This window comes from Aliinostoc maniaoense (genome assembly GCF_058172895.1).
Genome location: NZ_CP187952.1, coordinates 2,457,355 through 2,479,337 on the forward strand (window position 1 = coordinate 2,457,355; position 21,983 = coordinate 2,479,337).

At 40.1% G+C, this 21,983-nt stretch carries 21 protein-coding genes and 1 pseudogene; 10 read left to right on the forward strand and 12 right to left on the reverse strand.

The genetic code is table 11. The features are described from left to right. Positions 1-18: 18 nt before the first annotated feature. Positions 19-1,170: a homospermidine biosynthesis protein gene (locus ACPZ3T_RS10955; protein WP_490276152.1), complete on the reverse strand. Its 1,152-nt coding sequence runs from the start codon at positions 1,168-1,170 to the stop codon at positions 19-21. 173 nt (positions 1,171-1,343) lie between these two features. On the opposite strand from ACPZ3T_RS10955, the gene ACPZ3T_RS10960 reads away from it, so the two are divergent. Together ACPZ3T_RS10960 and cobO are read left to right on the forward strand one after the other, a co-directional pair. Further along, on the forward strand, positions 1,344-1,817 hold the full coding sequence (locus ACPZ3T_RS10960; protein ID WP_490276154.1) for a lipocalin-like domain-containing protein: 474 nt from the start codon (positions 1,344-1,346) through the stop codon (positions 1,815-1,817). A 680-nt stretch (positions 1,818-2,497) separates the two neighbouring features. After that, a complete protein-coding gene (cobO, locus tag ACPZ3T_RS10965) occupies positions 2,498-3,175 on the forward strand; it encodes a cob(I)yrinic acid a,c-diamide adenosyltransferase (protein ID WP_490277189.1) in 678 nt (225 codons plus the stop codon). Here the strand turns inward: cobO and ACPZ3T_RS10970 are convergent, their stop codons facing one another. The 3 genes from ACPZ3T_RS10970 to ACPZ3T_RS10980 all read right to left on the reverse strand — a co-directional run bounded on the left by ACPZ3T_RS10970 (position 3,176) and on the right by ACPZ3T_RS10980 (position 6,440). Further along, positions 3,176-3,373: a hypothetical protein gene (locus ACPZ3T_RS10970; RefSeq protein WP_490276156.1), complete on the reverse strand. Its 198-nt coding sequence runs from the start codon at positions 3,371-3,373 to the stop codon at positions 3,176-3,178. It lies immediately after the preceding gene. After that, positions 3,370-4,110 (reverse strand): hypothetical protein, encoded by a 741-nt coding sequence (locus ACPZ3T_RS10975; protein ID WP_490276158.1) that lies wholly within the window; start codon positions 4,108-4,110, stop codon positions 3,370-3,372. Before ACPZ3T_RS10975 ends, ACPZ3T_RS10970 begins: the two co-directional genes overlap by 4 nt. Positions 4,111-4,664: 554 nt before the next feature. Then, the gene (locus tag ACPZ3T_RS10980; RefSeq protein WP_490276160.1) at positions 4,665-6,440 is read right to left on the reverse strand and encodes an SWIM zinc finger family protein; all 1,776 of its coding nucleotides are present in this window, start codon (positions 6,438-6,440) and stop codon (positions 4,665-4,667) included. A gap of 291 nt (positions 6,441-6,731) precedes the next feature. Between ACPZ3T_RS10980 and ACPZ3T_RS10985 the strand changes: the two genes are divergently transcribed. From ACPZ3T_RS10985 to ACPZ3T_RS11000, 4 genes are all read left to right on the forward strand, one after another. Beyond that, positions 6,732-7,352, forward strand: a complete 621-nt coding sequence (locus ACPZ3T_RS10985; RefSeq protein WP_490276162.1) for a Uma2 family endonuclease — start codon at positions 6,732-6,734, stop codon at positions 7,350-7,352. Between the two features lie 234 nt (positions 7,353-7,586). Then, positions 7,587-9,014: a dihydrolipoyl dehydrogenase gene (gene lpdA / locus ACPZ3T_RS10990; protein ID WP_490276164.1), complete on the forward strand. Its 1,428-nt coding sequence runs from the start codon at positions 7,587-7,589 to the stop codon at positions 9,012-9,014. Between the two features lie 246 nt (positions 9,015-9,260). Beyond that, on the forward strand, positions 9,261-10,151 hold the full coding sequence (gene trpC, locus ACPZ3T_RS10995; RefSeq protein WP_490277190.1) for an indole-3-glycerol phosphate synthase TrpC: 891 nt from the start codon (positions 9,261-9,263) through the stop codon (positions 10,149-10,151). A gap of 170 nt (positions 10,152-10,321) precedes the next feature. Continuing rightward, positions 10,322-10,555 carry a DUF5340 domain-containing protein gene (locus tag ACPZ3T_RS11000; protein WP_490277191.1) on the forward strand — a complete coding sequence of 78 codons (234 nt, stop codon included), beginning with the start codon at positions 10,322-10,324 and terminating at the stop codon, positions 10,553-10,555. A gap of 256 nt (positions 10,556-10,811) precedes the next feature. Here ACPZ3T_RS11000 and ACPZ3T_RS11005 read toward each other — a convergent pair whose 3' ends face one another. From ACPZ3T_RS11005 to petM, 6 genes are all read right to left on the reverse strand, one after another. Further along, positions 10,812-11,054, reverse strand: a complete 243-nt coding sequence (locus ACPZ3T_RS11005) for a DUF2949 domain-containing protein (RefSeq protein ID WP_490276166.1) — start codon at positions 11,052-11,054, stop codon at positions 10,812-10,814. Between the two features lie 482 nt (positions 11,055-11,536). Then, positions 11,537-12,052, reverse strand: a complete 516-nt coding sequence (locus ACPZ3T_RS11010) for a DUF192 domain-containing protein (RefSeq protein WP_490276168.1) — start codon at positions 12,050-12,052, stop codon at positions 11,537-11,539. A 184-nt stretch (positions 12,053-12,236) separates the two neighbouring features. Then, entirely contained in the window at positions 12,237-12,923 is a 687-nt protein-coding gene (nblR, locus tag ACPZ3T_RS11015) for a response regulator transcription factor NblR (protein ID WP_490276170.1), read from the reverse strand. Positions 12,924-13,099: 176 nt separating this feature from the next. Beyond that, positions 13,100-14,017 carry an NAD(+) kinase gene (locus tag ACPZ3T_RS11020; RefSeq protein WP_490276172.1) on the reverse strand — a complete coding sequence of 306 codons (918 nt, stop codon included), beginning with the start codon at positions 14,015-14,017 and terminating at the stop codon, positions 13,100-13,102. Positions 14,018-14,256: 239 nt separating this feature from the next. After that, positions 14,257-15,240, reverse strand: coding sequence for an SDR family oxidoreductase (locus tag ACPZ3T_RS11025; protein ID WP_490276174.1), 984 nt, complete (start codon positions 15,238-15,240; stop codon positions 14,257-14,259). A 199-nt stretch (positions 15,241-15,439) separates the two neighbouring features. After that, positions 15,440-15,544 (reverse strand): cytochrome b6-f complex subunit PetM, encoded by a 105-nt coding sequence (gene petM, locus ACPZ3T_RS11030; RefSeq protein WP_414576283.1) that lies wholly within the window; start codon positions 15,542-15,544, stop codon positions 15,440-15,442. 403 nt (positions 15,545-15,947) lie between these two features. Here petM and pdxA point away from each other — a divergent pair, with 403 nt between their 5' ends. The 3 genes from pdxA to ACPZ3T_RS11045 all read left to right on the forward strand — a co-directional run bounded on the left by pdxA (position 15,948) and on the right by ACPZ3T_RS11045 (position 17,771). After that, on the forward strand, positions 15,948-17,036 hold the full coding sequence (pdxA, locus tag ACPZ3T_RS11035) for a 4-hydroxythreonine-4-phosphate dehydrogenase PdxA (protein ID WP_490276176.1): 1,089 nt from the start codon (positions 15,948-15,950) through the stop codon (positions 17,034-17,036). Positions 17,037-17,143: 107 nt separating this feature from the next. Next, positions 17,144-17,482 carry a type II toxin-antitoxin system RelE/ParE family toxin gene (locus ACPZ3T_RS11040; protein ID WP_490276178.1) on the forward strand — a complete coding sequence of 113 codons (339 nt, stop codon included), beginning with the start codon at positions 17,144-17,146 and terminating at the stop codon, positions 17,480-17,482. Further along, a complete protein-coding gene (locus ACPZ3T_RS11045) occupies positions 17,475-17,771 on the forward strand; it encodes a helix-turn-helix domain-containing transcriptional regulator (RefSeq protein WP_490276180.1) in 297 nt (98 codons plus the stop codon). The genes ACPZ3T_RS11040 and ACPZ3T_RS11045 overlap by 8 nt, the downstream gene beginning before the upstream one ends. 40 nt (positions 17,772-17,811) lie before the next feature. Here the strand turns inward: ACPZ3T_RS11045 and ACPZ3T_RS11050 are convergent. Then, positions 17,812-18,117, reverse strand: a pseudogene (locus tag ACPZ3T_RS11050) (protein rep); the annotation flags it as partial. Positions 18,118-18,350: 233 nt separating this feature from the next. Beyond that, on the reverse strand, positions 18,351-19,055 hold the full coding sequence (locus ACPZ3T_RS11055) for a response regulator transcription factor (protein WP_490276182.1): 705 nt from the start codon (positions 19,053-19,055) through the stop codon (positions 18,351-18,353). Between the two features lie 478 nt (positions 19,056-19,533). On the opposite strand from ACPZ3T_RS11055, the gene ACPZ3T_RS11060 reads away from it, so the two are divergent. Beyond that, positions 19,534-21,861, forward strand: coding sequence for an NACHT domain-containing protein (locus ACPZ3T_RS11060; protein WP_490276184.1), 2,328 nt, complete (start codon positions 19,534-19,536; stop codon positions 21,859-21,861). Positions 21,862-21,983: the final 122 nt, after the last annotated feature.

The following is a 21,983-nucleotide window of genomic DNA, read 5'->3' on the forward strand; positions in this document are numbered from 1 at the left end:
TACCCCCATGCCCTATGCTTATTTACGAATTGGTGTCCCACAGGGATAAGTTGCTACCTCTGCATCTGTGGCAACTTTTTCTGTTGGTTTATCTTTTGCTGCTAAATAATCAGTGCGGAGTGTATCTAATAATCTTGGTAACTGATCATACAACCGCTTGAGGGGACGGGGTTGGCATTGCTTGAGAACATAAGCTGTCAGCAAAGGTAGGGCTATTGTGCTGTCAGTGTAACAAACAATCGTACTTGGTAATTCGTCTGGGTCAATTTTACCCCAACTCACAGCCTCAGCAGGTGTAGCTCCCGATAAACCGCCAGTGTCAGGACGGGCATCGGTAAACTGGACAAAGAAATCATGTCCCCGTTCTTCTAATCCCAAGACCTCGTGAATTTGCGGTTGAGTTTGTAGCAAAAAGTTCTTTGGACTACCACCACCAAGAATTACCGCCGCACTTTTACCTTCTCCTTCTCTGGCATTGTAGGCGATCGCAGCTGTTTCGTTAACATCAATAGCTGGATCTAATACTAACTGTGAACCTTCCAACGCTAACGCCGCCACATTCATCCCAATGGAACTATCACCAGGAGAAGATGTATATATAGGTACGCCGCACTCATAAGCCGTAGCTAGTAAGCAGGAATGCTTAACGTCCAATTGCTTTTCTACTTCCCGCACATATTTACCCAGCAAATAATGAAACTCCGCCGTACCCATACGCTTTTGGAAAGGTTCAGCTTGCAGGATGCGGCGGATAAATGCGTCAGTTTCTAGCAACACATCATAACCGAAGACAATATCATAAATTCTGATTGTGCCTTCCTCACGCAGTTTCACATCATCTAAAAATGGATTTCCTGCAAACAACTCAAAACCCAAACCATAGTGCATATCATGGTAAAGATTTGCACCAGTGCTAATCATCCAGTCAATAAAGCCATGACGAATTAGCGGTGCTAATGCAGACACACCAAAACCGGCTGGTGTCATCGCACCGGAAAGACTAACTCCCACGGTGACACCATCTTTTAACACATCACGACTCATGATTTGGCAAGCTTCCCGCAACCGCGCCGAGTTGTAGGCAGTAAAGTAATTATCAATTAAATCCACTACACTAATATCAGCTGACATTGGTATAGGGGCAATTTTTTTACCCAAATGTTTTGCCATTTTGAGACTCCCGAATAGTAAACACGCCCGCATCTAATGTTAACTATGTTTCAGGAATTTCTGGCATTGGGTTTTGAGAAAGATCAGGGGATAGGGTTGATAGCGGGTAATGCGGCGACTCTCGGACGCTTTCAACAAAGTTCTATGTAATTTTGAATTTGGAGTTAACCGAAGTGACTAAAACAATGTTTATCGGTACTTGGAAACTTGTGTCTTGGGAAACTCAAAGCACACAAGGAGAGATAATTTACCCATTTGGTAAAAATCCTATTGGTTATCTTACATACACCGCAGATGGATATATGTCTGCAAACATTATGAAATCTGATCGGCTCAATATTAACATTGCGTTACAGGAGTTAATGCAGGCAAGACAAGTATTTTTAAAACCGTGGCTATTACTAACTAGTGGCAAATATATACAGGCAGTTTTCCGCTATTTTCAAGCATCTGCTAATTATATTTCTTACGGTGGTAGATATGAAATTGTAGGAGAAAAAGTTATTCATAATGTTGATATAAGTTTAATACCTGATTGGACTGGTACTAACCTAGAACGTAATTTTAAATTCGTAGATGAAAAATTAGTGTTAAGTACTCCACCCATTGGGGGAAGTCCTCAGTATTTGACGTGGGAACGCGTCTGAACTGAAGATATTATTTTTGAATTGATGGATCTGAAAATCCCTAATAGTTCGGGAGCAGTTACAAAAAGATTGATTTCATACTGCCAATTTTGTGCAATCAAAAGATATAACAAAACTTTCTGTGTAAAGTGCGCTAATAAATTTATTAAATTCTTTATAATAGTTATATCGTTCTAAATTTATAGATTCAGGTTGTATGTCATATAATTGACAATCTTGACTAAAAAATAATGTTAAAAAGGTAATTATATTATCAACAGGAATTACGCAAGTGTCATAATTAACAGTTGATGCGTGACGCTATCAGTCTGATGACTACGTTCAAATAATTTCGCAGCGTCACACACACTACAAAAAATATGCCAGTTGCGTCAGTCCTAATCAATATTCTCTAGCGTAATCTCATTAGACATACTCTGCTCCTCAAGACTTAACGGCTAAAATTAGGTGCTAGAAGACAAGTAGACTGATTGACCAGTAAATATTCTTATACAGTAGCAAACTAAATCATGCGCGCAACATCTCCCACAGGAGCAGATTTAGTCAAAATATCAGCCTGTGTTTAGAAAAATTTTGGGCTTCTGTGCCAGATGCACCTCAGATGCTCATGAATTTCAGCACGAATTTTTCTTGGTTTTGTTCGTTGTCACATTTATTTTCTGTATCCTCCAATGACTTTGATGATAAGTGATACACCAGAAGCATTAGAATCAGATAAGGAAATTGAGCGTTTAATTGATGAAATAATGTCAGCCAATCTGACTAATGAACAGTATCAGCAAAAAATGCAGCGTCGTAAAGAAGTGCAAGAACGACGCATAGCATCAGCTGTGCCAGAAAAAGGGTTAATTATTGTCAATACTGGTAACGGTAAAGGGAAAACAACCGCCGCATTGGGGATGGTGTTGCGATCGCTCGGTCACGGTTACAAAGTAGGTATTGTCCAATACATCAAAGGTGCATGGGAACCTTCAGAAAAAAAAGTGTTTAGTGCTTGGCAAGACCAAATAGAATTTCATGCAATGGGGGAAGGCTTCACCTGGGAAACCCAAGACCGCGATCGGGATCTAGAAAAAGCCAGCGCAGCTTGGCAAAAATCCCTAGAATTTATCCGCAACCCCGATTTTCAACTAGTGCTGCTAGATGAAATCAATATCGCCCTCAAAATGGGATATTTACAAGTAGATGAAGTCTTAGCCGGTCTAGCAGAAAAGCCAGCTAATAAACACGTCATCCTAACAGGGAGAGGCGCACCAGCCGCTATCATCGACCGCGCCGACCTAGTAACAGAAATGACCCTAGTTAAACATCCTTTCCGCGACCAAAACGTTAAAGCGCAACCAGGAATTGAGTATTAGTTAGGGCATGGGGCATTGGGCATGGGGCATTGGGCATGGGGCATTGGGCATTGGGTTAAATATTTCTCCCTTGTCTCCCTTGTCTCCCTTGTCTCCCCCTGCTCCCTGCCCCCTTGCTCCCTGCTCCCTGCCCCCTGCTCCCTGCCCCCTGCTCCCTGCTCCCTGCTCCCTGCTCCCTACCCCTGCCCCCTGCCTCATCTTTGAGTACACATTTGCAGAACCCGGCGATCGCCACTAGTAATAGAATTAATCTGATGATAGTCTTGCAGGGCTAGAGAGTGAGCATAAGTCATTGGCTCATCACTGGAGAATCTGGGTATTCTACTGGCTGTAGCTACATCTGGTGAAAGGCCTGCATCTGGTGTGCTAGTAACGGTCATTGCCAATACTCCAGATTGGTTGATTGTGCCTTGAAAACAGCTAAACTCAGACCTCGGCATATATAATGCACCGACTAATCTACCTTGCCGTTTTTCAAAGACAACATAGCCTTGGCCTATCTGGTTTGGTTGTGCTGATTGACCATACAAATAAACCCCGTCTTCTGTAGGTAAGTTGGCTTTGCTGCTGCTTGAGTTTTTAGTAACTTTTTGAGGATTAACATTTTTATCTACATTCACAGAAGCAGGTTGTGTAGGTTGCTGTGACTGAAAATTAGTGATGTTTTCAGTCTCCTTGTCTACCCTTTTGAGTTCACTTCTTTGTTGACGAACTTCTCTGAGTTGATCTAAAAGAGGAGTCTGGGAACTATCTTTTTTCTGCTGCGTCGATGTTCTCAAAGTACTTCCTATAGCTGCCGTGGAATAAGGCGAGGGTTTAAATTGATTATTAAATAAAGTTTTTTCAGCTACTACACCAAGGGTGAAAAGGATTCCAATGGCGGGGATTGTCAATTGGCGCAAGGAAAAAATTTTAGATATGTTGTTGTTAAGCACCCGACTCCTCCTGTTAAAAATTTCACAACTTTCTCAGCAATTCACTTAAACCATACCCAAATATTCGTCGTTTGAGGTTCGGTCAAAGGTTTGATTAAAATTTTTCCGAATAATAATCAGCGAAAAAATGAGGTTTTTATTTAATTTTTGATGCTAATCTTAGCCTATCACTAATAGACAAGCTGATGCTTCACCCACAAGATTCACCCAATAGGGGGATGCGATCGCACAATCTTAGGTAATTAGAGGTTTTGGCATCTTTTTGCTACATTCATCCGTTAAAAAAAATTAACCCTGTACCTCAAACAAATGTAAGTTTGTTAAGTACAGAGATATCTACAACCCTCATTAATTCCGTTTCGGAAAAGTTGTCATATTTTTTTCTGGAAAAAGTTTAACTGATAATCCAATAGTGATCTGTTACCTATCTAACTCCCGCTCATCAGTCAAACCTTCAAATTCTGATGCCGCCGTTCGCATAGCATTTCGCAGGAAAGGGTATTACGAATTACGTAGCTTGCTTCCCGTAGGGTATTACGAATTACGAATTAGTATCAGTTCATACTCTGTTCTTTTAACATCCCCATTAATTTACGCTTGCGTCCGTGTTCTGTGATCAAATATTCTCGATAACTTGCCCAATCTGCTTGTCTACCGGAAGCTATGTAAGCGGCGCGTGCTTGTTTTAACCATTCAATAGCTTCACTGTAATATTCTGCTTTACCATCATTCATAATTTTTTCAGCCCGACGACAGGCATTAGCAATCACCCAGTTAGGATGATGAGGGATAGCGGCTTCCATGACGCGCTGAATTAAGGCTGCATGATAATGAGTCAGTTCACTAACTGTGGTGATGGCATCATCAATTAACCCTTCATATAAAAGTATGTCTACTTTGACTGATTCTATTCCCCAATGGTTAGAGGTGCGAATAACCTTGAGTAATTCTGGTTTTAAGCTTGCCCAGTCTTCCCCAGCTAATTGAGCTATCTGTTGATAATCGACAAAGTGGGGTTTAACTGCAAAAGCTGCCTTGAGTGCTAATAAAGCAGCTTGATGATTACCTAATTCCAAAGCTAAATCACTTGTCCAAATTCCTAATTCATACTGACAACTACCCCATAACTTAAAACCAGCTTCGGCAATTTCCAAGGCTTCTGTTAATGAACCTTTCTCAGCCAAGGTTTTGGCTAAAGCAAAAGCTTCTTCCATTGAACTCATTTCTGTTTGAGCGGCTGTAACAGCTTCCTCAATTCTGCCTAAACGGCCTAACATGGTGAGATATGCTTGAGTTTGTCCTTCTGCTTGAGCTAAATACAGGTATTCTTGATAACGTTCTTGACTTTCTAGGATTTTGAGGCGAATTATCGCCAAATCATCAGCGTAGTCTGGTATGTCTTGTTGCCAAACTCCTCTTTCACTGATGTTTCCCTGGAGAACCTGTATTAGTTGTGGATCATCCCAGCCTTGGCGTAAAGCAGCTAAACTCATACCAAAGTCACTATTCCATTCGTCTTGCCAGACTTCCAAATTAACTTGGATATCAACTTTTTCTTCTGGGGTGAGTTGTGCCGAGAGAATTACCTCACACCAAGCAATATTTAATTCCCAGGCAATTTCATTGTTATCAGCACCGTATTCTAATACCTCATCCCAATTTGCTGCACAGGTAGAGGTAATAGCTTCCAGAACAGCGATCGCATTATAACTTTCTCCTTGTTCGTTAAACTCCAGAGCCGCCTGCACTAAACTAAATAATTCTTCTGTGAGGGGATCTTCCTCATATCCCTCCTCAAAGTAATTCACCGCCTCCCGCAAAATCTGCTGAATTTGTCCGCGCAAGGCTGGTAAATTAACACTGATGTGCCGTTCAGATTGAGCAGATAGGGGTTTGGGAGTAGGGTTAGTCATCCAACTAACGTGCTGATCGATAATATCAATTAGTTGGGGTGCTTCTGCCACTAATTCTTGTACTAGCCTCTGAGTCTGCACATGATCAAGACGATTGAGTAACTGTTCTAGGGTAGGGCGTTGTTCAACCATATCTGGCTGACGTATCAATACAAGTGCCGTTGCCACAAGATGTTTACACCAACCGTCAAAATTGTAAGCACAATTACAGTCAAATGAAGTGATATTTTTATCATCAAAATGCAGGCAGACTTGATACGGCTTAGTTTCATTACCTTCAACGTCAGCCTGTATCTGCTGTCCGCGCTGTGTGACTTTCATCACAGCACCCGATTCAAAATATGCCTCACCGCGTTGAAAAGACTTAGAGTTAGCATAACGGCGGACTGTAAATTCACTAAGATTGGGAAAAGACATTAAGCGATCGCCTGGAAAAATCCTATAGGTGATTTTAAATCAAGATTATCTCATTGGTCACAAGTTCAGGAAAAGGAGAAATTGTCAGTTTTTTCCACAATAGTAGCTTATTGTCATCTGATTGCTTGCTAGCATAAAATCAAAACATCTTAAATTTAAGGCTACTTTTACTCTTAAACAGATTTCTTTAGGAGAGGGATTAGAACAGGCGATCTCACTTTGGCTAGAAAAGCAAGAAAAAATAGCATGACAAAATCACAACTGTCAAACGATTGCGGGGAGCGATAAATTATGACTCAAGCCTTGCAAAAACCAGTAACATTTGAAGATTTTGCAGCGTGGCGACCTGAAGGTGGAAGATACGAATTACATGATGGTGTGATTGTTGAAATGGCTCAACCAGTGGGAGAACATGAAGATGTTGTTGGTTTTCTAGCACTAGAAATATCTGCTGATATCAAGCGTCTAAATTTACCTTATTACATTCCAAAAACTGTATTAGTCAAGCCACTTGAAGGTGAATCAGCTTATTCACCAGACATATTAATAATCAATCGTCCAAATTTAGTGAATGAGCCTTTATGGAAAAAGCAATCAACTGTATCTCAATCTGCATCTATTCCACTGGTTATTGAGGTTGTTAGTAGTAATTGGCGGGATGATTACTACAAGAAATTAGCTGATTATGAAGCTATAGGCATTCCTGAATATTGGATTATAGATTACGCAGCTTGGGGTGCTAGAAAGTTTATTGGTAATCCTAAACTGCCTACTATATCCATTTATCAATTAATTGATGGTGAGTATCAAGTTACTCAATTTAGAGGTGATGCCCATATTGTCTCACCTACTTTACCCGAATTGAATTTAACCGCCGAACAAATTTTTCAAGCTGGAGATATGCCAATGTAGCAGTGACAGCGCAGTATCGTTGCTTTACATTACCTCTGAAATCCCTTTTTGTAAATCAGGCGATCGCATCTTACCCAACCAATGAATCCACATCAAAGCTCATCGGAGCCGGAGACGCTCCGCCTCGGGTCAATGTCCGCGTTGGGGGGACTCGCTGAGAAGCCTTCACCGTCCCGGATGGCGGTGCGGGGAGTATGTCACAATAGATAATGCGAAGCACACGGGGAAACTAATGTGAGTCATGACTTTGATTACGATTTAGTAATTATAGGAGCTGGTGTAGGGGGACATGGCGCAGCCCTACACGCCGTAAGTTGCGGCTTAAAAACAGCGATTATCGAAGCAGCCGACATGGGGGGAACTTGTGTCAACCGAGGCTGTATTCCTTCTAAGGCGTTGTTAGCCGCATCTGGACGTGTGCGGGAATTGCGCGATGCCCATCACCTGAAGTCTCTGGGAATCCAAATTAGCAGTGTAGAATTTGATCGTCAGGCGATCGCAGATCACGCAGCTAATCTTGTTTCTAAAATTCAAGGGGATTTAACAAACAGCCTCAAACGGTTGGGAGTTGATATCATCCGAGGTTGGGGTAAAATCGCTGGAACGCAAAAAGTCACAATTACAGGAGATAGTGGTGAAAAAACCATCACCGCTAAGGATATTATTCTTTCTCCTGGTTCTGTACCTTTTGTCCCACCAGGTATTGAAGTAGACGGGAAAACTGTGTTTACTAGTGACCAAGGTGTAAAACTAGAAACACTCCCGCAATGGGTAGCCATTATCGGTAGTGGTTACATCGGTTTAGAATTTTCTGATATTTACTCAGCTTTGGGCTGTGAAATCACGCTGATTGAAGCTCTTGATCAACTCATGCCAGGGTTTGATCGTGATATTGCTAAACTCGCAGAACGGGTACTAATTACACCCCGCGACATTGAAACCAAAGTGGGAATTTACGCCAAAAAAGTAATTCCCGGTTCGCCTGTAGTGATTGAATTGGCAGATTTCAAAACTAAAGAAGATGTTGATGTGATCGAAGTGGATGCTTGCTTAGTAGCCACAGGACGCATCCCAGCTACTAAAAATCTTGGTTTAGAATCTGTAGGTGTAGAACTTGATCGCCGCAATTTTATCCCTGTTGACGATCGCATGGCAGTACTCTCAGCCGGGGAAGTTGTACCCCATTTATGGGCAATTGGCGATGCTAACGGCAAGATGATGTTAGCACACGCAGCCTCAGCCCAAGGTATTGTCGCTGTAGAAAATATCGTTGGCAGGGATAGAAAAGTCGATTATCGCAGCATTCCCGCCGCCGCATTTACCCATCCCGAAGTTAGCTATGTCGGCTTAACAGAAACAGCCGCCAAGGAATTAGCACAAGCCGAAGGTTTTGAAATCGCCACCAGTAGAAGTTACTTCAAAGGTAATTCCAAAGCCTTGGCAGAAAATGAAGCCGACGGTATCGCCAAAGTCATCTACCGCAAAGACACCGGAGAAGTTTTAGGCGTACATATTTTTGGTTTACACGCCTCCGACTTAATCCACGAAGCATCCGCCGCCGTCGCCAATCGTCAATCTGTCCAAACCCTAGCCCATTTAGTCCACGCTCACCCAACTCTGTCAGAAGTGTTGGATGAAGCATATAAACGTGCTGTTGTCTAGGGGTGTAAGGGTATAGGGGTATAGGGGTGTAAGGGTGTAAGGGTGTAGGGGTGTAGGGGTGTAGGGGTGTAGGGGTGTAGGGGTATAGGGGTGTAAGGGTGTAGGGGTGTAAGGACATCTTAACTAAGTTCTGTTCTCCAGCCCCATGCCCCATTCCCCCTGCTCCCTGCCGCCTGCTCCCTGCCCATGCCCCATGCCCAATTCCCCATGCCCAATTCCCCATGCCCCATTCCCCATTCCCAAATTATGCAAATCCGTCGTCGTCAACCAAGCCCTGCTGTAAATGTTTCTATATTGCGTTATCAGGCTGCTGTACCAGATTCAGAACCGCAGCACATCTTAGAAGAAATTGTCTGGCATAAGGAAACAGAAGTTGAGCAAATGCGCGAGAAAGTGCCTTTAAGAGAATTGCAAAAGCAAGTACTCACAGCCGCACCTACTCGTGATTTTTTTGCCGCTTTAAAACAAGGTAGAACTAAACCTGCGTTGATTGCAGAAGTTAAAAAAGCTTCCCCCAGTAAAGGTGTATTTCGGGAAGATTTTGACCCTGTAGCGATCGCCCTATCTTACCAACAAGGTGGTGCTAGTTGTCTTTCGGTGTTAACTGATACTAAGTTTTTTCAAGGTAGCTTTGATAATTTATCTAAAGTTCGTAGTGCTGTAGATTTGCCACTATTATGTAAAGATTTTATCATCTATCCTTATCAAATGTACTTAGCTCGTTTGCGGGGCGCAGATGCAGTTTTATTGATTGCCGCTATCCTCAACGATCAAGATTTGCAATATTTCCTCAAAATTGCCAAAGCACTTCAGATGACAGCTTTGATTGAAGTCCACAATCTTGAAGAACTTGACCGTGTATTGGCCTTAGATGGTGTATCTTTAGTAGGTATCAATAATCGCAATTTAGAGGATTTTTCTGTTGATTTGCAAACGACTTGCGAAATTTTAGCCACTAGGGGTAGCCAATTACGCCAAAGCAATATTCTGGTTGTGAGCGAATCAGGATTACATACCCCAGAGGATTTAGATTTAGTATCCCAAGCTGGTGCAGGTGCAGTCTTGATTGGAGAGTCTTTAGTCAAACAACCAGATCCAGAATTAGCGATCGCTCGTTTATTTTCCCAACCTAGTTAAAAATTATTCTGAGGTAGCACCTAGGATAATCCTAGGGCTACTTAATCGATTATCTAAAACTGCAATTCAATATTAAAGTTAAATATTTATTTATTGTGTCAAAATTAACTTGATAGGGAATAAAAATTACACATCGAAAAATTACCTAATTGAAATCATTAATTAACTACATGGAGCAAATCCCTCTACCGTCACCCATTCACTACGAACTTATACTTCAATTATTAGAAAGACAAACTATGTCAGCAGTAAATCATAACCCTGAACTACGATATCAGGTAAATCAATTAATTATTACTCTCCGTAAAGCAGCAGTGCAACAAAAGCAATTAGAAGAAGCTTGTCAGGGTTCTTCTGTACCCGTAGAACATCGTTGGTCAATTAATCATCAAAATAATTCGTAATTAGCCATAGTTAACAGTCTATAGTACATAGTTTTCAGTCTTTCAATTTTGGATTTTGGATTCAATTCAATCTAAAATCCTCAACCCCCAGTAACTCCAATAAAAGAGCGAGTTAATTAGTTAGTTAACTCGCTCTTTTATGAATTGGTTTTGAAATAAATACAAAATCTCAAAATTAACTTCTCTATCTGTTAACCCTGGTACAAGACAGAGTAGATATAGCATACTTTGATTCTCCTTGATGAGAACTCATATTCTATGCTGTTTCCAGCCAATCATAAATTTGCTCTAGTTGATCTAAAGTAACCAAACCGTACTGCCAAAGAATCATCGGTAAAGGGCCTGGATCTTGTTCTCTATGTCGCTGTGCGATCGCCAGTGATGCTGCGGAAATAGATAAATCTTCCTGTAAGAAATGAATCAGTCGTGAATATGTTGATGGTGACATCTGTAAATCACCTCCTTGTCTAGTATTTACTGTTAGGTATTGGTTTTTCATGGATATGTAGCCTGCAACTATTACTTCACCAGTGAATATACGATTACCGGATAAACACCCTAGCCAATTTAGCTAATTTTCGGAAAAAGGAATCATATCGTCTTGAAAAACTAGATAATTATAGTCCTTTCTAGCTTTCACGCTATTTTCCTGCTGATCATTTTGACTAAAAGTGCTTGTGAAGTATGGATTTACTTTTCCTACTGTCATGCTTGTTGACTACACATCTAGTAATCAAGATTCCATAGCTAATAGTGCCTTATCCACGACTAATTACACTTATGCCAAAAGTAAGATTTTCAGCTATCTAATTCATTAGGTTGTGATTTTACCTGATAAACCGTAGGATTTAATATTTTTGACATCATAATAAATAGTAACCTCAGAATTTACTATTTTACGTACACTTGATATATTTTTTACGTAAAGATTATAAACTGGGATTACCTTGAGCCTAGGAAAATCAGCTATAACAACGTGAATCACGGTAAAGCTTGCGTATCTAAAAACTTAATTTTGATACTCTGGCCTTCCTGAAGATTTAATTCCTTAGCTCGTCCGGCGCGCAATTCAATAACTTGATTGATAGGTACTCTCGGCCCATAGGTAGGACAAGGTTCACTAGCACAAGGTGGGGCTGAAGTTTGAATATACTTAACTACACCATTTTGTAAAAACACCATATCGAGAGCTACAGGTACATTTTTCATCCAAAAGCTGACAGGTTGTGGTGAGGAAAACTCAAATAACATTCCCCGGTTGTCTGGTAAAGCTGGGCGATACATCAACCCCAGTGATTGTTGTTCAGGTGTCCGCGCCACTTCTAACTCAATTTTTGTACCATTGGGAAAAGTGGCTTGAGCAGAAATAGGCAGTATTTGCCCTGATGATAGTGATACTTGAGGAGTAGCTTCAGGAGATTTAGCTGTTGATTCTACAGAACATCCCATCAAAACAACACTCAGCAGCATCGGCATCAAAGTAAACCAACGCATCATACAATTTTTAATTTGGTAATTTAGATTTCGATTTTACAGAAATTTTTCAGAAATAGCTTATGTGTCGGGTGTAAGAGGCAGGGGGCAGGGGGCAGGGGGCAGGGGAGCAGGAGTAAAACTCTTGAATTTTGAATTTTGAATTTTGAATTTTGAATTGATATGCCCAATGCCCAAGGACTTAGAATTATGATTCTCGCAGTACGTAACCTACGCCTCGGACTGTTTGAATCAGGCGTTTTTGCCCTTCATCTTCGATTTTTAAACGTAAGTAGCGAATGTAAACCTCTATAACGTTAGACTCACCCATAAAGTCATAACCCCAAACGTTTTCTAAAATTTGCTCACGGGTTAAGACTTCACGGGGATGTTCCATTAAGAATTTCAAAAGCTCAAATTCTTTCATCGTGAGATCAACAATGCGCCCGTTATAAATAGCACGACGGGTAGCTATGTCTAAGACCAGATCGCCAAAACGTAATTGTTCTGTAGTATCAACATCTGGTTTGAGGTAGAGGCGAATTAATCTTAAAAAGTCTTCTGAGCGATAGGGTTTGAGGATGTAATCATCAGCACCGGCTTCTAGACAAGCTACCCGATCATCAACTGTATCTCTGGCCATGAGTATCAAGACTGGCGATCGCATTCCAGCATTTCTGAGATTTTTACATAATACCAGTCCTGATTCACCTGCTAACATTCGGTCAAGAACGACTAAAGCAGGTTGGCGATCGTGGTAATATTGCAAACCACTCGTAGTATTATTGGCTAAAACAGGCTCATAGCCAGCTTCTTGCAAATCAAACGATAGCTGATGAGCGAGGCTATCATCGGTTTCAATGACCAAAACACAAGGACTGTGAGCAGGTGTCATAACCGTTAATTAACCTTTAGGTATTTTAGGTGTATAGCGAAGGGTATAGAGGTGTTAGGGAGTTGAGTTTTAGGGTAAGAGACCTAAATTTTGTAGCCAATGCCCCATGCCCAATGCCCAATGCCCAATGCCCTACAATTCCTTAATTTTGAATTGATTAGCCCTATTCCCTATGACTAAGGTAATTCTACCGAAGCTGGTTTGGCAATATGAGGAAGACCCCAACCTAATTTTTCTCGTAGGATACGGAAAAATTCTGGTGGTTGTAGGCGGATAAATTTAACGGTGTAGTGCGATCGCTCTAAATATACTCGATCTTCTGGGAAAATGTAGCACCCGCCATTGCCATCTACTATCATTACTAACCGAGGAATATTAACTGGATAGATGTTAACTGGTTCTGTGTCAGGAAATACTAAAGCTCTAGAAGCCAAGGAATGAGGACAAATAGGTACTAATTGCAATACAGGTACACCAGGAGTGACAACCGGGCCACCAGCACTTAAAGAATAGGCTGTAGAACCTGTTGGTGTAGAAACAATCACCCCATCAGCCGCAATATCAACTGGCGCATGACGACCTACAGCTATTTCAAAATGGCACATTGAGGTTAATGGTTCTCGATGTAACACCATTTCATTTAAGCATAAGGCTTCCCACAGCACAGACTCCCCTCGTAGGACTTTAACTGTGAGCATGGCGCGTTCTTCAATTTCATACTCACCAGCCATTACCTGCTCTATTGCTTGCGGCAATTGATTTAGGTATGCTTCTGTTAAAAATCCCATGTGTCCGGTATTCACGGCTAAAATCGGGATACCACAGGGGGCAACTTGACGGGAAGCCGCTAAAACAGTACCGTCACCCCCTAGGACTATTGCAAATTTCATTTCTGAGTCAAATCCAGGGGGTGTCAGACCATCAATAGGGGTGTGGCACACAGGACTTTCAGGATTAGAATAGCCCAATATGCCACCGATACTTGATGTAATAGATACATCCCAACCGGCTGCGGTTAGCTTGTCTTTCAGCTCGGTAGCCACACGAACAGCTACCGGTTTAACGTCATTGTAGATAATGCCTGCTTTCGGCACACTCAAATATCCAAATAATAGGCGATGCTTTTTCTTATGTAATCCTTACACATTTTGGATCACGAGTCATTAGTCTAGAGTCAAAAAGGCAGGATTGGGAAGGGCAGGGGGCAGGGAGCAGGGGAGCAGGGGGATAAGGGAGACAAGGAAGCACAGGAGATTTTATCCCAATGCCCAATCCCCCACAATTCCTTAATTTTGAATTTTGAATTTTGAATTGATTAGCCCATGCCCCATACTTATTGACTATTCACATTTTTAAAGGGAGTCTTTTTAGATTTCTGCTTTTTAGTTTTTTGGTAGTCTAGCTCTCGAAGTTTTTTCATAATCCGGTTGAAATACTCTTGGAGATAGCTTTCTAAAGTAGTTGTCTGTTCTTGTTCTAGCCCAAATACTGTATAAACTTTATCCATTGGGGCATTTAAAGGCTTACCACTGGCCAAGACTTCTGTAAATGCTAATCTATCGGCTACATTTAGTCCCCACTGAAAGAAGCGTGCTATGCGGCGCACGGTACGCAGGAGGTTAATTGGCATTCTTCTGACTTTGGCTTCTTTGCCAGATAAACGTTCACAGAGGCTGATAATTTCCTCTGCGCTCCAGGCACGAGTTCCGACAACGGGGAAAGTTTGTTTTTCTGTCTCTGGTACACTCAATGCACGGACGGCAAATTTGGCAATATCTTGAGTGTCCATGTACGCAACGGGTGAAGATTCGCCAGTTACCCAAACGGGTTGCCCTTCTAAAATCGGTATGCCATATTGACCGATTAACCCTTGCATGAAGCCTGCTAATTGCAAGATTGTGTAATTTATTCCCGACTCAGCTAAAAATAGTTCAGTACACCGCTTAATCTCCATGAGAGGGACTTCTGGGTACTTATCGGCATCAAGAATAGAAAAGAATATAAAACGTTCTACACCAGCAGCTTTGGCAGCTTGGATTAAGGCTACTTGACCTTGCCAGTCTACCTGCTTAATAGTTAGTGAATCTGTGGCACGGGAGGTAGCAGCATCAATTACTGCTGTGACTCCTTCTAATGCGCCTGTGAGGGTTTCAGGGTAACACAAATCTCCTTTGACAAGTTCTGCTCCCCATTCTTTTAAAAAAGCTGCTCTTTTGGCACTACGCACCAGACAACGGACTTTGTATCCCTCATCGATTGCCCGACGAGCTACTTGTCTTCCTAAAGTGCCTGTAGCACCAACTATTAATAATGTCATGAGTGTATTAACAATTTTTAAACTTTCATGAAAAGAATCTTAACAGAATTATATCTGTAAACAAAAGTTTACTTCTTTTTAAGGAAAACGTCATTTATACGGTCAGATTATACAAAACAGCGTTTTCCGGTTGACGGAAACGCTATTTTTTGGGGGAGAGTAAAGCTTTGTATCTCTCGCTAATAGTCCTCTAGGGGAATTATTCTTCTGAACCTTGGATTTTTAGCAATAAAGCACCCAAAGCCCAACCCACAAAGATTAGACCGAAAGATAAGATAGCTGCATTCAACATTTCGCCGCTCATTGATGTGTTCTCCTTTGCAAATGGTGGCTGTGTAAATTTTTATTTTTGAGTTGTTTCACTAGATTAGACTTGATGATTCAGTCCTAATCTTTGCTAATCTTACCAATAACCCATGCTTGTGAATGCTCATGCCTTCCAGAAGCTCGTAACGGTTAGGGTAGGATTAGACCTGTGTAAATAATTCTAAACTAGTTTGATGGTTAATCTCTCATATAGGGATTGAGCCGCCAAATTTTGGATTTTGAATTTTTGGATTGTTCTTGCTATAAGTTCCATCCGTTGTGGGCGCAATAAGAGAAATTCTATCCGCGTTTATCTGCGTTTATCTGCGTTTAATTATATCCAAATCTAATGCAACATTTAAGGCTTGCCACACCACTACTAGACTTATATCAGTAATAATATGGATCAAGTTAGTCACAATCAGACGCAAAAATTACCACATAAAAAACCCCGACGTTTGGCTATAACTTTGGGAGATCCAGCCGGAATTGGCGCGGAGGTAATTTTAAAAGCTTTAACAGATAGAGAAGTTGGTCGAAATTGTGATTTAACTGTAATTGGTCATCGGGATTTGTTGGTAGAGATATATACAAGATTGTCGGCGACTGACAAGTTATCACCTTTAGCAAATCCTGATGAATTAAATGTTATTGATGTGCCTTTAGATACTGGTATTGAGAATGAGATTATTTTAGGAACTGGGAATGCGGCTAGTGGTGCGGCGAGTTTTGCTTATATGGAATATGCGATCGCACAAACTCTAGCTGGTAAATTTGATGGTATTGTTACAGCACCCATTGCTAAATCTGCGTGGAAATCCGCAGGTTATAATTATCCCGGACAAACAGAACTGTTAGCTGAAAAGTCTGGTGTGGAAAGATTTGGGATGTTATTTGTGGCGCGATCGCCTTATACTGGTTGGACACTCCGCACTTTATTGGCTACTACCCATATTCCCCTGTGTCAAGTAGCAGATACGCTGACACCAGAGTTATTAACGAAAAAATTAGATTTATTAGTGGAGTGTTTAGAGCAAGATTTTGGGATAACTAGTGGGAGAATTGCGATCGCAGGTTTAAATCCCCATAGTGGCGAACAGGGACAATTGGGAACGGAAGAACAAGATTGGTTAATTCCTTGGTTGGAGTCAGAACGGCAAAAACGGCCTCATTTTCAGCTAGAAGGGCCAATTCCCCCTGATACAATGTGGGTTAAGCCTGGTCAAGCTTGGTATGGTAATTCTCACGGACAAAATCCCGCCGATGCTTATTTGGCACTTTACCACGACCAAGGTTTAATTCCCGTCAAGCTAATGGCCTTTGACCGTGCTGTGAATACTTCCATTGGTTTACCCTTTGTTCGCACTTCCCCTGACCACGGCACAGCCTTTGATATCGCAGGTAAGGGAATTGCTGATGCTACTAGTATGAAAGCTGCAATTGAGTTAGCGGCTGAGTTAGTTACTCAACGTTTAGCTACTAAAGCATGATGAATAATGAAAGCTGAATATTTTTGTCTTTCATTAATAAATAATTTCAATCTCTCTTGTTCTAAATTGTAAAATTGCAGTTAACTTATAAACTTGTTTAAAAAATCATGGAAACCCAGCCAAGGGAAATTAGAAATTATCTCACACTATATGGAATAAGTCCTTTTGATGAATGGTTAAAGACTCTCCGCGATAGAAAAGCAAAAGCTAAGATTAGAGCTAGACTTGATAGAGTAGAAGACGGAAATTTAGGAGATTGCAAATCAGTTGGAGAAGGTGTTTTAGAGCTGCGAATCAATTATGGCCCAGGCTACCGTATTTATTTTGCACAAGAAGGAACAATAATCATTCTTTTGTTGTGCGGAGGGGATAAAAGTACTCAAGAAGAAGATATTAGCAAAGCTAAAGAATACTTGCAAGATTATCGGAGTAGGGAAGATGCCTAAAAGTAAAAGTTATCATGAAGGATTAATTGAAGATATTAAAAATCCCTTAGAAGCTGCTTCATATATTGAAGTGGTTTTAGAAGAGGGTGATCCTAAAATGTTAAGTAAAGCTCTCAAAAATATTATTGAGGCACAAGGAGGAATTGAAAAGTTCTCATCCCAGATTCAGGAGTGCTACCAGAAACTAAACCAAATTTTATTAGACAAAGGAGAAATTAATTTTATTTATTTAAATACATTACTAAACGCATTAGGTTTACAACTTACAGTTCAAGTCAAGTCAGCTTGATAATTGAAATAATTTTTTTGTTTTTATTAAATAACCTCAGTTATCCCTCTATCTTGTACTTATGTAATTTGTGATCCCATTGGAAAGTCAATCTTCCATGATTAACCTTATCCATCTCTTCACCTTCGTCAATGAGGTCTTGATTATTTTCTTCTAACTCCCGCATATAACTTCTGAGTATACCCCCAACAGCGATCGCTCTGGTTTTATGTAGCTGGCGGGTTAACTCTAGAAACCATTCTCTATCAGCTATTAAGTCCGATTCTTTCACCTGATACTTGAGAATTTCGGGAATGAGCAGTTTAGGATCATGATGTTTAGCGATCGCGCTAATATAAATTACTGGCGTATAATCAAAATTTTAATTTTTGTCTTGATTTATTTGAGGCTTTGGTAGACACTATATTCCCTGAGCATTTTGGTATTAGAACCTAAAACTAACACCAATCTATATACACAAACCTCAATATAATTACTTATGACCGACTTGAGTATTCATTTGCGAATTTATTGCAACTATCAAAACTAAGAGTATTCAGTGATGACAGGAGTCAGCTTGATAATAACAACACTTGTCTTCTATTCTGGGATTTCAAACTTGTAACCGTAGCCGCGAACAGTTTTAATAAACTCTGGGACACTAGTATCAGTTTCTAATTTTTTACGCAGCTGACCGATGTGTACATCAACTACCCGGCCATCTCCCACATAGTCACAACCCCAAATTTTCTGGATGAGTTGGGGACGACTCCAGGCTTGACCGGGATGACTTGCTAAAAAATGTAGGATATTAAACTCTAAGGCGGTTAAGTTGAGGGGTTTATCATTGAGGGTGACTTCCCTACCGTCTGGGTTAATTGCTAGCTGTTTGAAAATTAGACGCTGTGAAGGAGATGGTTTCACAGAACGGATACGTCTTAAGAGAGCTTGGACTCTCACTTCAATTTCAGCAAGGCTAAAGGGCTTAGTAATAAAGTCATCAGCACCGGCAGCCATAATTCTAATTTTATCAGTTTCTTCTGTCCTCCCAGTCAGAATCATCACTAAGACATTATTGCGACTTTGCATTTCTTGACAAAGGTTGTAGCCACTGGTGTCTGGAAGATTCCAATCAAGAATAACTAAAGCTGGGTCAAATTGGTCAAATAAGGCCAGAGCTGTTTTCCCATCAGCTGCCGACTCAATTTGATATTTACGGCTTAAAAACCGATATATGAGGTTACGAACCCCAAAATCGTCGTCTACAACAAGAATTTTCGGATTTGAAGCGGTCGGCATCACCATAATATTCCAGCCTAATGTTGATTTGGCAATTAATTTGCTGTGTGTAATGAAATTACGTAGACTTACAGCTGCTTGTCGCTATACATTGCTTATGTACTACTGAGCTACACTTAATTTTCCATTAAATTTCTGAAAAGTTCAGCCACCGTATTGCATACGAAATGTATGAGTTTCGTATAAGTTTGGTATGTTTTGATTCTGTGATGCTATAATGATGATTCTTCAGAGTTAAGAGAAATTTTGACTTTTAGTGTGTTCCTAAGTGTGTTTCTCTACCGATAAATAATTCTCTAACTGCTGGTGAGTGGCTGAAAAATTGCAGCCATGAAAAAATCGCCTAGGCAATCTACCTAACATACCCTACTGTGAATTACCCGATGAAGAATCTTGCTTCGGGTATATACGATTTTTTGTCTGCGTGGCATCTACGTATCAAAATTGCGTTTTTTAGTATTTCATCATCAATTTTTCTGGGAGTATGACTAGCCGAGGACTAAAAGCTTCACCAGAAGGTATTAAGGCTGCAAAAACAGCTTTAACTGATAAAACCTTGAGTCAGCAAAGATTAGCAGCCGCTTTAGGAATCACACGCCAACCAATTTCTAAGTTTTTTGCGGGTGAACCTGTGTCTCGTAGTTGTTTTGTGCAAATTTGCCAAAAGTTGGGACTCTCGTGGCAACAAGTAGCTAGTCTACATGAGGAGGGGGTATCTAAAGCCACTTCTCAAGGACAGTCTCATAGTTTTGACCTCAATACTTTGGTGCAAGAATTAAGGCAGAAGTGCCAAGATAAAATCGAAGATCAGTGTAACACTATCCAAATGTTAGATATTGCACGGGCAATACCATTAGATCAGATTTACACTCATGTCAATGTTTGGGAAGAAATTACTAGTCAACAGTGGCGGGAAATTTCTGATTTGTGGACAGACTTACCCTCAGATGCTAATTTTTACCAACTAGAACAGAGCAACCATCCCAAAACATTACCTGGGTTAGAAGCTGTATTGCGCTACTCAAAGTTGATGGTATTAGGAAAATCTGGATCTGGTAAGACAACATTTTTACAGCATTTAGCGATCGCTTGCAACCAAGGGAAATTTCAATCTCACTATGTCCCAGTATTTGTGAGGTTAAAGGAATTTGCAGAAGATGCCAAATCTGAACAGAATTTACATCTTGGGAAGTATATTAGCCAACAATTTCACGCCTGCGGCATTGATGAAGAAGCCACTTTAACAGTACTAACTCAAGGTAGGGTACTCATTTTACTGGATGGACTAGATGAAGTACCACTAGACTATAGAGATGATGTCATCAGAGAAATTCGTAAGTTTACCCAGATTCATTATAAAAATCAATTTGTAATTAGCTGTCGAATTGCTGCTCATAAATATAGATTTCCCGGATTTACTGAGGTGGAATTAGCAGATTTTAACGACCAACAAATAGAAATTTTTCTAAAAAAATGGTTAGTTGCAGTTGCTCATCAATCTGTTAATAAAGCTGAAAATACTAGTAACTTATTTATCCAACATCTCAACCTACCAGAAAATCAGCGCATCCGAGAATTAGCAAGAGTGCCGCTATTGTTACATCTCATATGTTTATTATTACAGCTTAAAGGAAAATTACCATCTAATCCAACTAAGTTGTATGAGCAAATTTTGAACACATTATTGGTTAGATGGGATGAAGTTAGGGGGATTAAACGAGATAGTTTTTATGCTAATTTAAGCTTAAGTTCTAAAAAAAATCTACTCGCTCAAATTGCTGCTACCACTTTTATCAATGGAGAGTATTTTTTTGAATCAGAAAAAATTCAACAATTGATAGATGAATTTTTACCAAATGTAGAAACTCTCTCTCCAGATACATCCCAAAGATATAGGAACTCAGTGATACAAGGTTTATTATTTCAAGATGGTTTATTGGTGGAGCGAGCCAGGGGAATATACTCTTTTTATAATTTGGGATTATTAGAATATCTGACTGCCAAGCACTTGGTTGAAAATTACGAGCAAACCAATTGGCAATCATTAATCACCAATATTATAGAAGAGCGTTGGCATTCTGTTTTTATGCTGGCTCTGACTATGCTACCAAATACTGATGAAACTATCAAATTAATCAAAAATCAGATTGATAGACTTGTAGTAAATAATCAAAGACTCCAAGCATATCTCATTTGGCTAAAACAAAAAACTGATTCTGTCTCTAAATCTACTAAAAATAAAGCTGCTGTCCGCGCTTTTTATTTTACTTATGGTTGTACTCCTTGTCTCAGTAAAAATTACTGCATAGAATGGGATTTTCTAGAAAGTTTAGTTTTTCACCCAGAACTAGCACTAGATGAATTGCTGTTTAGTATTCTTAATTGTCTCCATGAATTAAAATTCGCTAGTAATAATCATTTGAATATCATTGATGCTTTTAACCATGCTCGTGCCTTGAGTCTGACTTTGGATGAAGCTATTGACTTAGTGTGGGATTTGGAATTTAAGCAAGAACTAGAAAAACTAAAAAAACAATTGCCTTGCACAGAAAGCAACTCAGAAAAATTCTATTCTTGGTGGCAAGAACAAGGTGTAAATTGGGAACAAAAAATCCGATATCAGATGATTAAATATCGTAATATTGGTTATGATTTAGAGTTGGATAACCAACAGATAAAAATCTGGCGTTCTTATTTTAAGTCTAATAAATTAATCATTGATTGCTTAGAAAAAAATACCAGCATTAACCAGGAATTACAACAGCAAATTGAGGAGCAATTATTTTTAGCGATCGCTGACAATAATCCCTAATAATTAACTGATTTTATTCCCGATAAAATATCCTCTCACACTAAATCTACCTCCAGAAATCGCCGTTATTCATACCAGAGCAAGATAAATTAAATCAAGATAATTAGTTAAATTGCAAATAA

What these genes read in the sequence shown, in the direction of transcription:
- ACPZ3T_RS10985 (WP_490276162.1), top strand. Translation starts at nt 6,732, where the DNA reads ATGACTCAAGCCTTGCAAAAACCAGTAACATTTGAAGATTTTGCAGCG.
- nblR (WP_490276170.1), bottom strand. Translation starts at nt 12,923, where the DNA reads ATGACACCTGCTCACAGTCCTTGTGTTTTGGTCATTGAAACCGATGAT.
- ACPZ3T_RS11025 (WP_490276174.1), bottom strand. Translation starts at nt 15,240, where the DNA reads ATGACATTATTAATAGTTGGTGCTACAGGCACTTTAGGAAGACAAGTA.
- petM (WP_414576283.1), bottom strand. Translation starts at nt 15,544, where the DNA reads ATGAGCGGCGAAATGTTGAATGCAGCTATCTTATCTTTCGGTCTAATC.
- ACPZ3T_RS10970 (WP_490276156.1), bottom strand. Translation starts at nt 3,373, where the DNA reads ATGAGGCAGGGGGCAGGGGTAGGGAGCAGGGAGCAGGGAGCAGGGAGC.
- ACPZ3T_RS10955 (WP_490276152.1), bottom strand. Translation starts at nt 1,170, where the DNA reads ATGGCAAAACATTTGGGTAAAAAAATTGCCCCTATACCAATGTCAGCT.
- trpC (WP_490277190.1), top strand. Translation starts at nt 9,261, where the DNA reads ATGCAAATCCGTCGTCGTCAACCAAGCCCTGCTGTAAATGTTTCTATA.
- ACPZ3T_RS11010 (WP_490276168.1), bottom strand. Translation starts at nt 12,052, where the DNA reads ATGATGCGTTGGTTTACTTTGATGCCGATGCTGCTGAGTGTTGTTTTG.
- ACPZ3T_RS11055 (WP_490276182.1), bottom strand. Translation starts at nt 19,055, where the DNA reads ATGGTGATGCCGACCGCTTCAAATCCGAAAATTCTTGTTGTAGACGAC.
- ACPZ3T_RS11060 (WP_490276184.1), top strand. Translation starts at nt 19,534, where the DNA reads ATGACTAGCCGAGGACTAAAAGCTTCACCAGAAGGTATTAAGGCTGCA.
- ACPZ3T_RS11005 (WP_490276166.1), bottom strand. Translation starts at nt 11,054, where the DNA reads ATGAAAAACCAATACCTAACAGTAAATACTAGACAAGGAGGTGATTTA.
- pdxA (WP_490276176.1), top strand. Translation starts at nt 15,948, where the DNA reads ATGGATCAAGTTAGTCACAATCAGACGCAAAAATTACCACATAAAAAA.
- cobO (WP_490277189.1), top strand. Translation starts at nt 2,498, where the DNA reads ATGATAAGTGATACACCAGAAGCATTAGAATCAGATAAGGAAATTGAG.
- ACPZ3T_RS10980 (WP_490276160.1), bottom strand. Translation starts at nt 6,440, where the DNA reads ATGTCTTTTCCCAATCTTAGTGAATTTACAGTCCGCCGTTATGCTAAC.
- ACPZ3T_RS11040 (WP_490276178.1), top strand. Translation starts at nt 17,144, where the DNA reads ATGGAAACCCAGCCAAGGGAAATTAGAAATTATCTCACACTATATGGA.
- ACPZ3T_RS11000 (WP_490277191.1), top strand. Translation starts at nt 10,322, where the DNA reads ATGGAGCAAATCCCTCTACCGTCACCCATTCACTACGAACTTATACTT.
- ACPZ3T_RS11045 (WP_490276180.1), top strand. Translation starts at nt 17,475, where the DNA reads ATGCCTAAAAGTAAAAGTTATCATGAAGGATTAATTGAAGATATTAAA.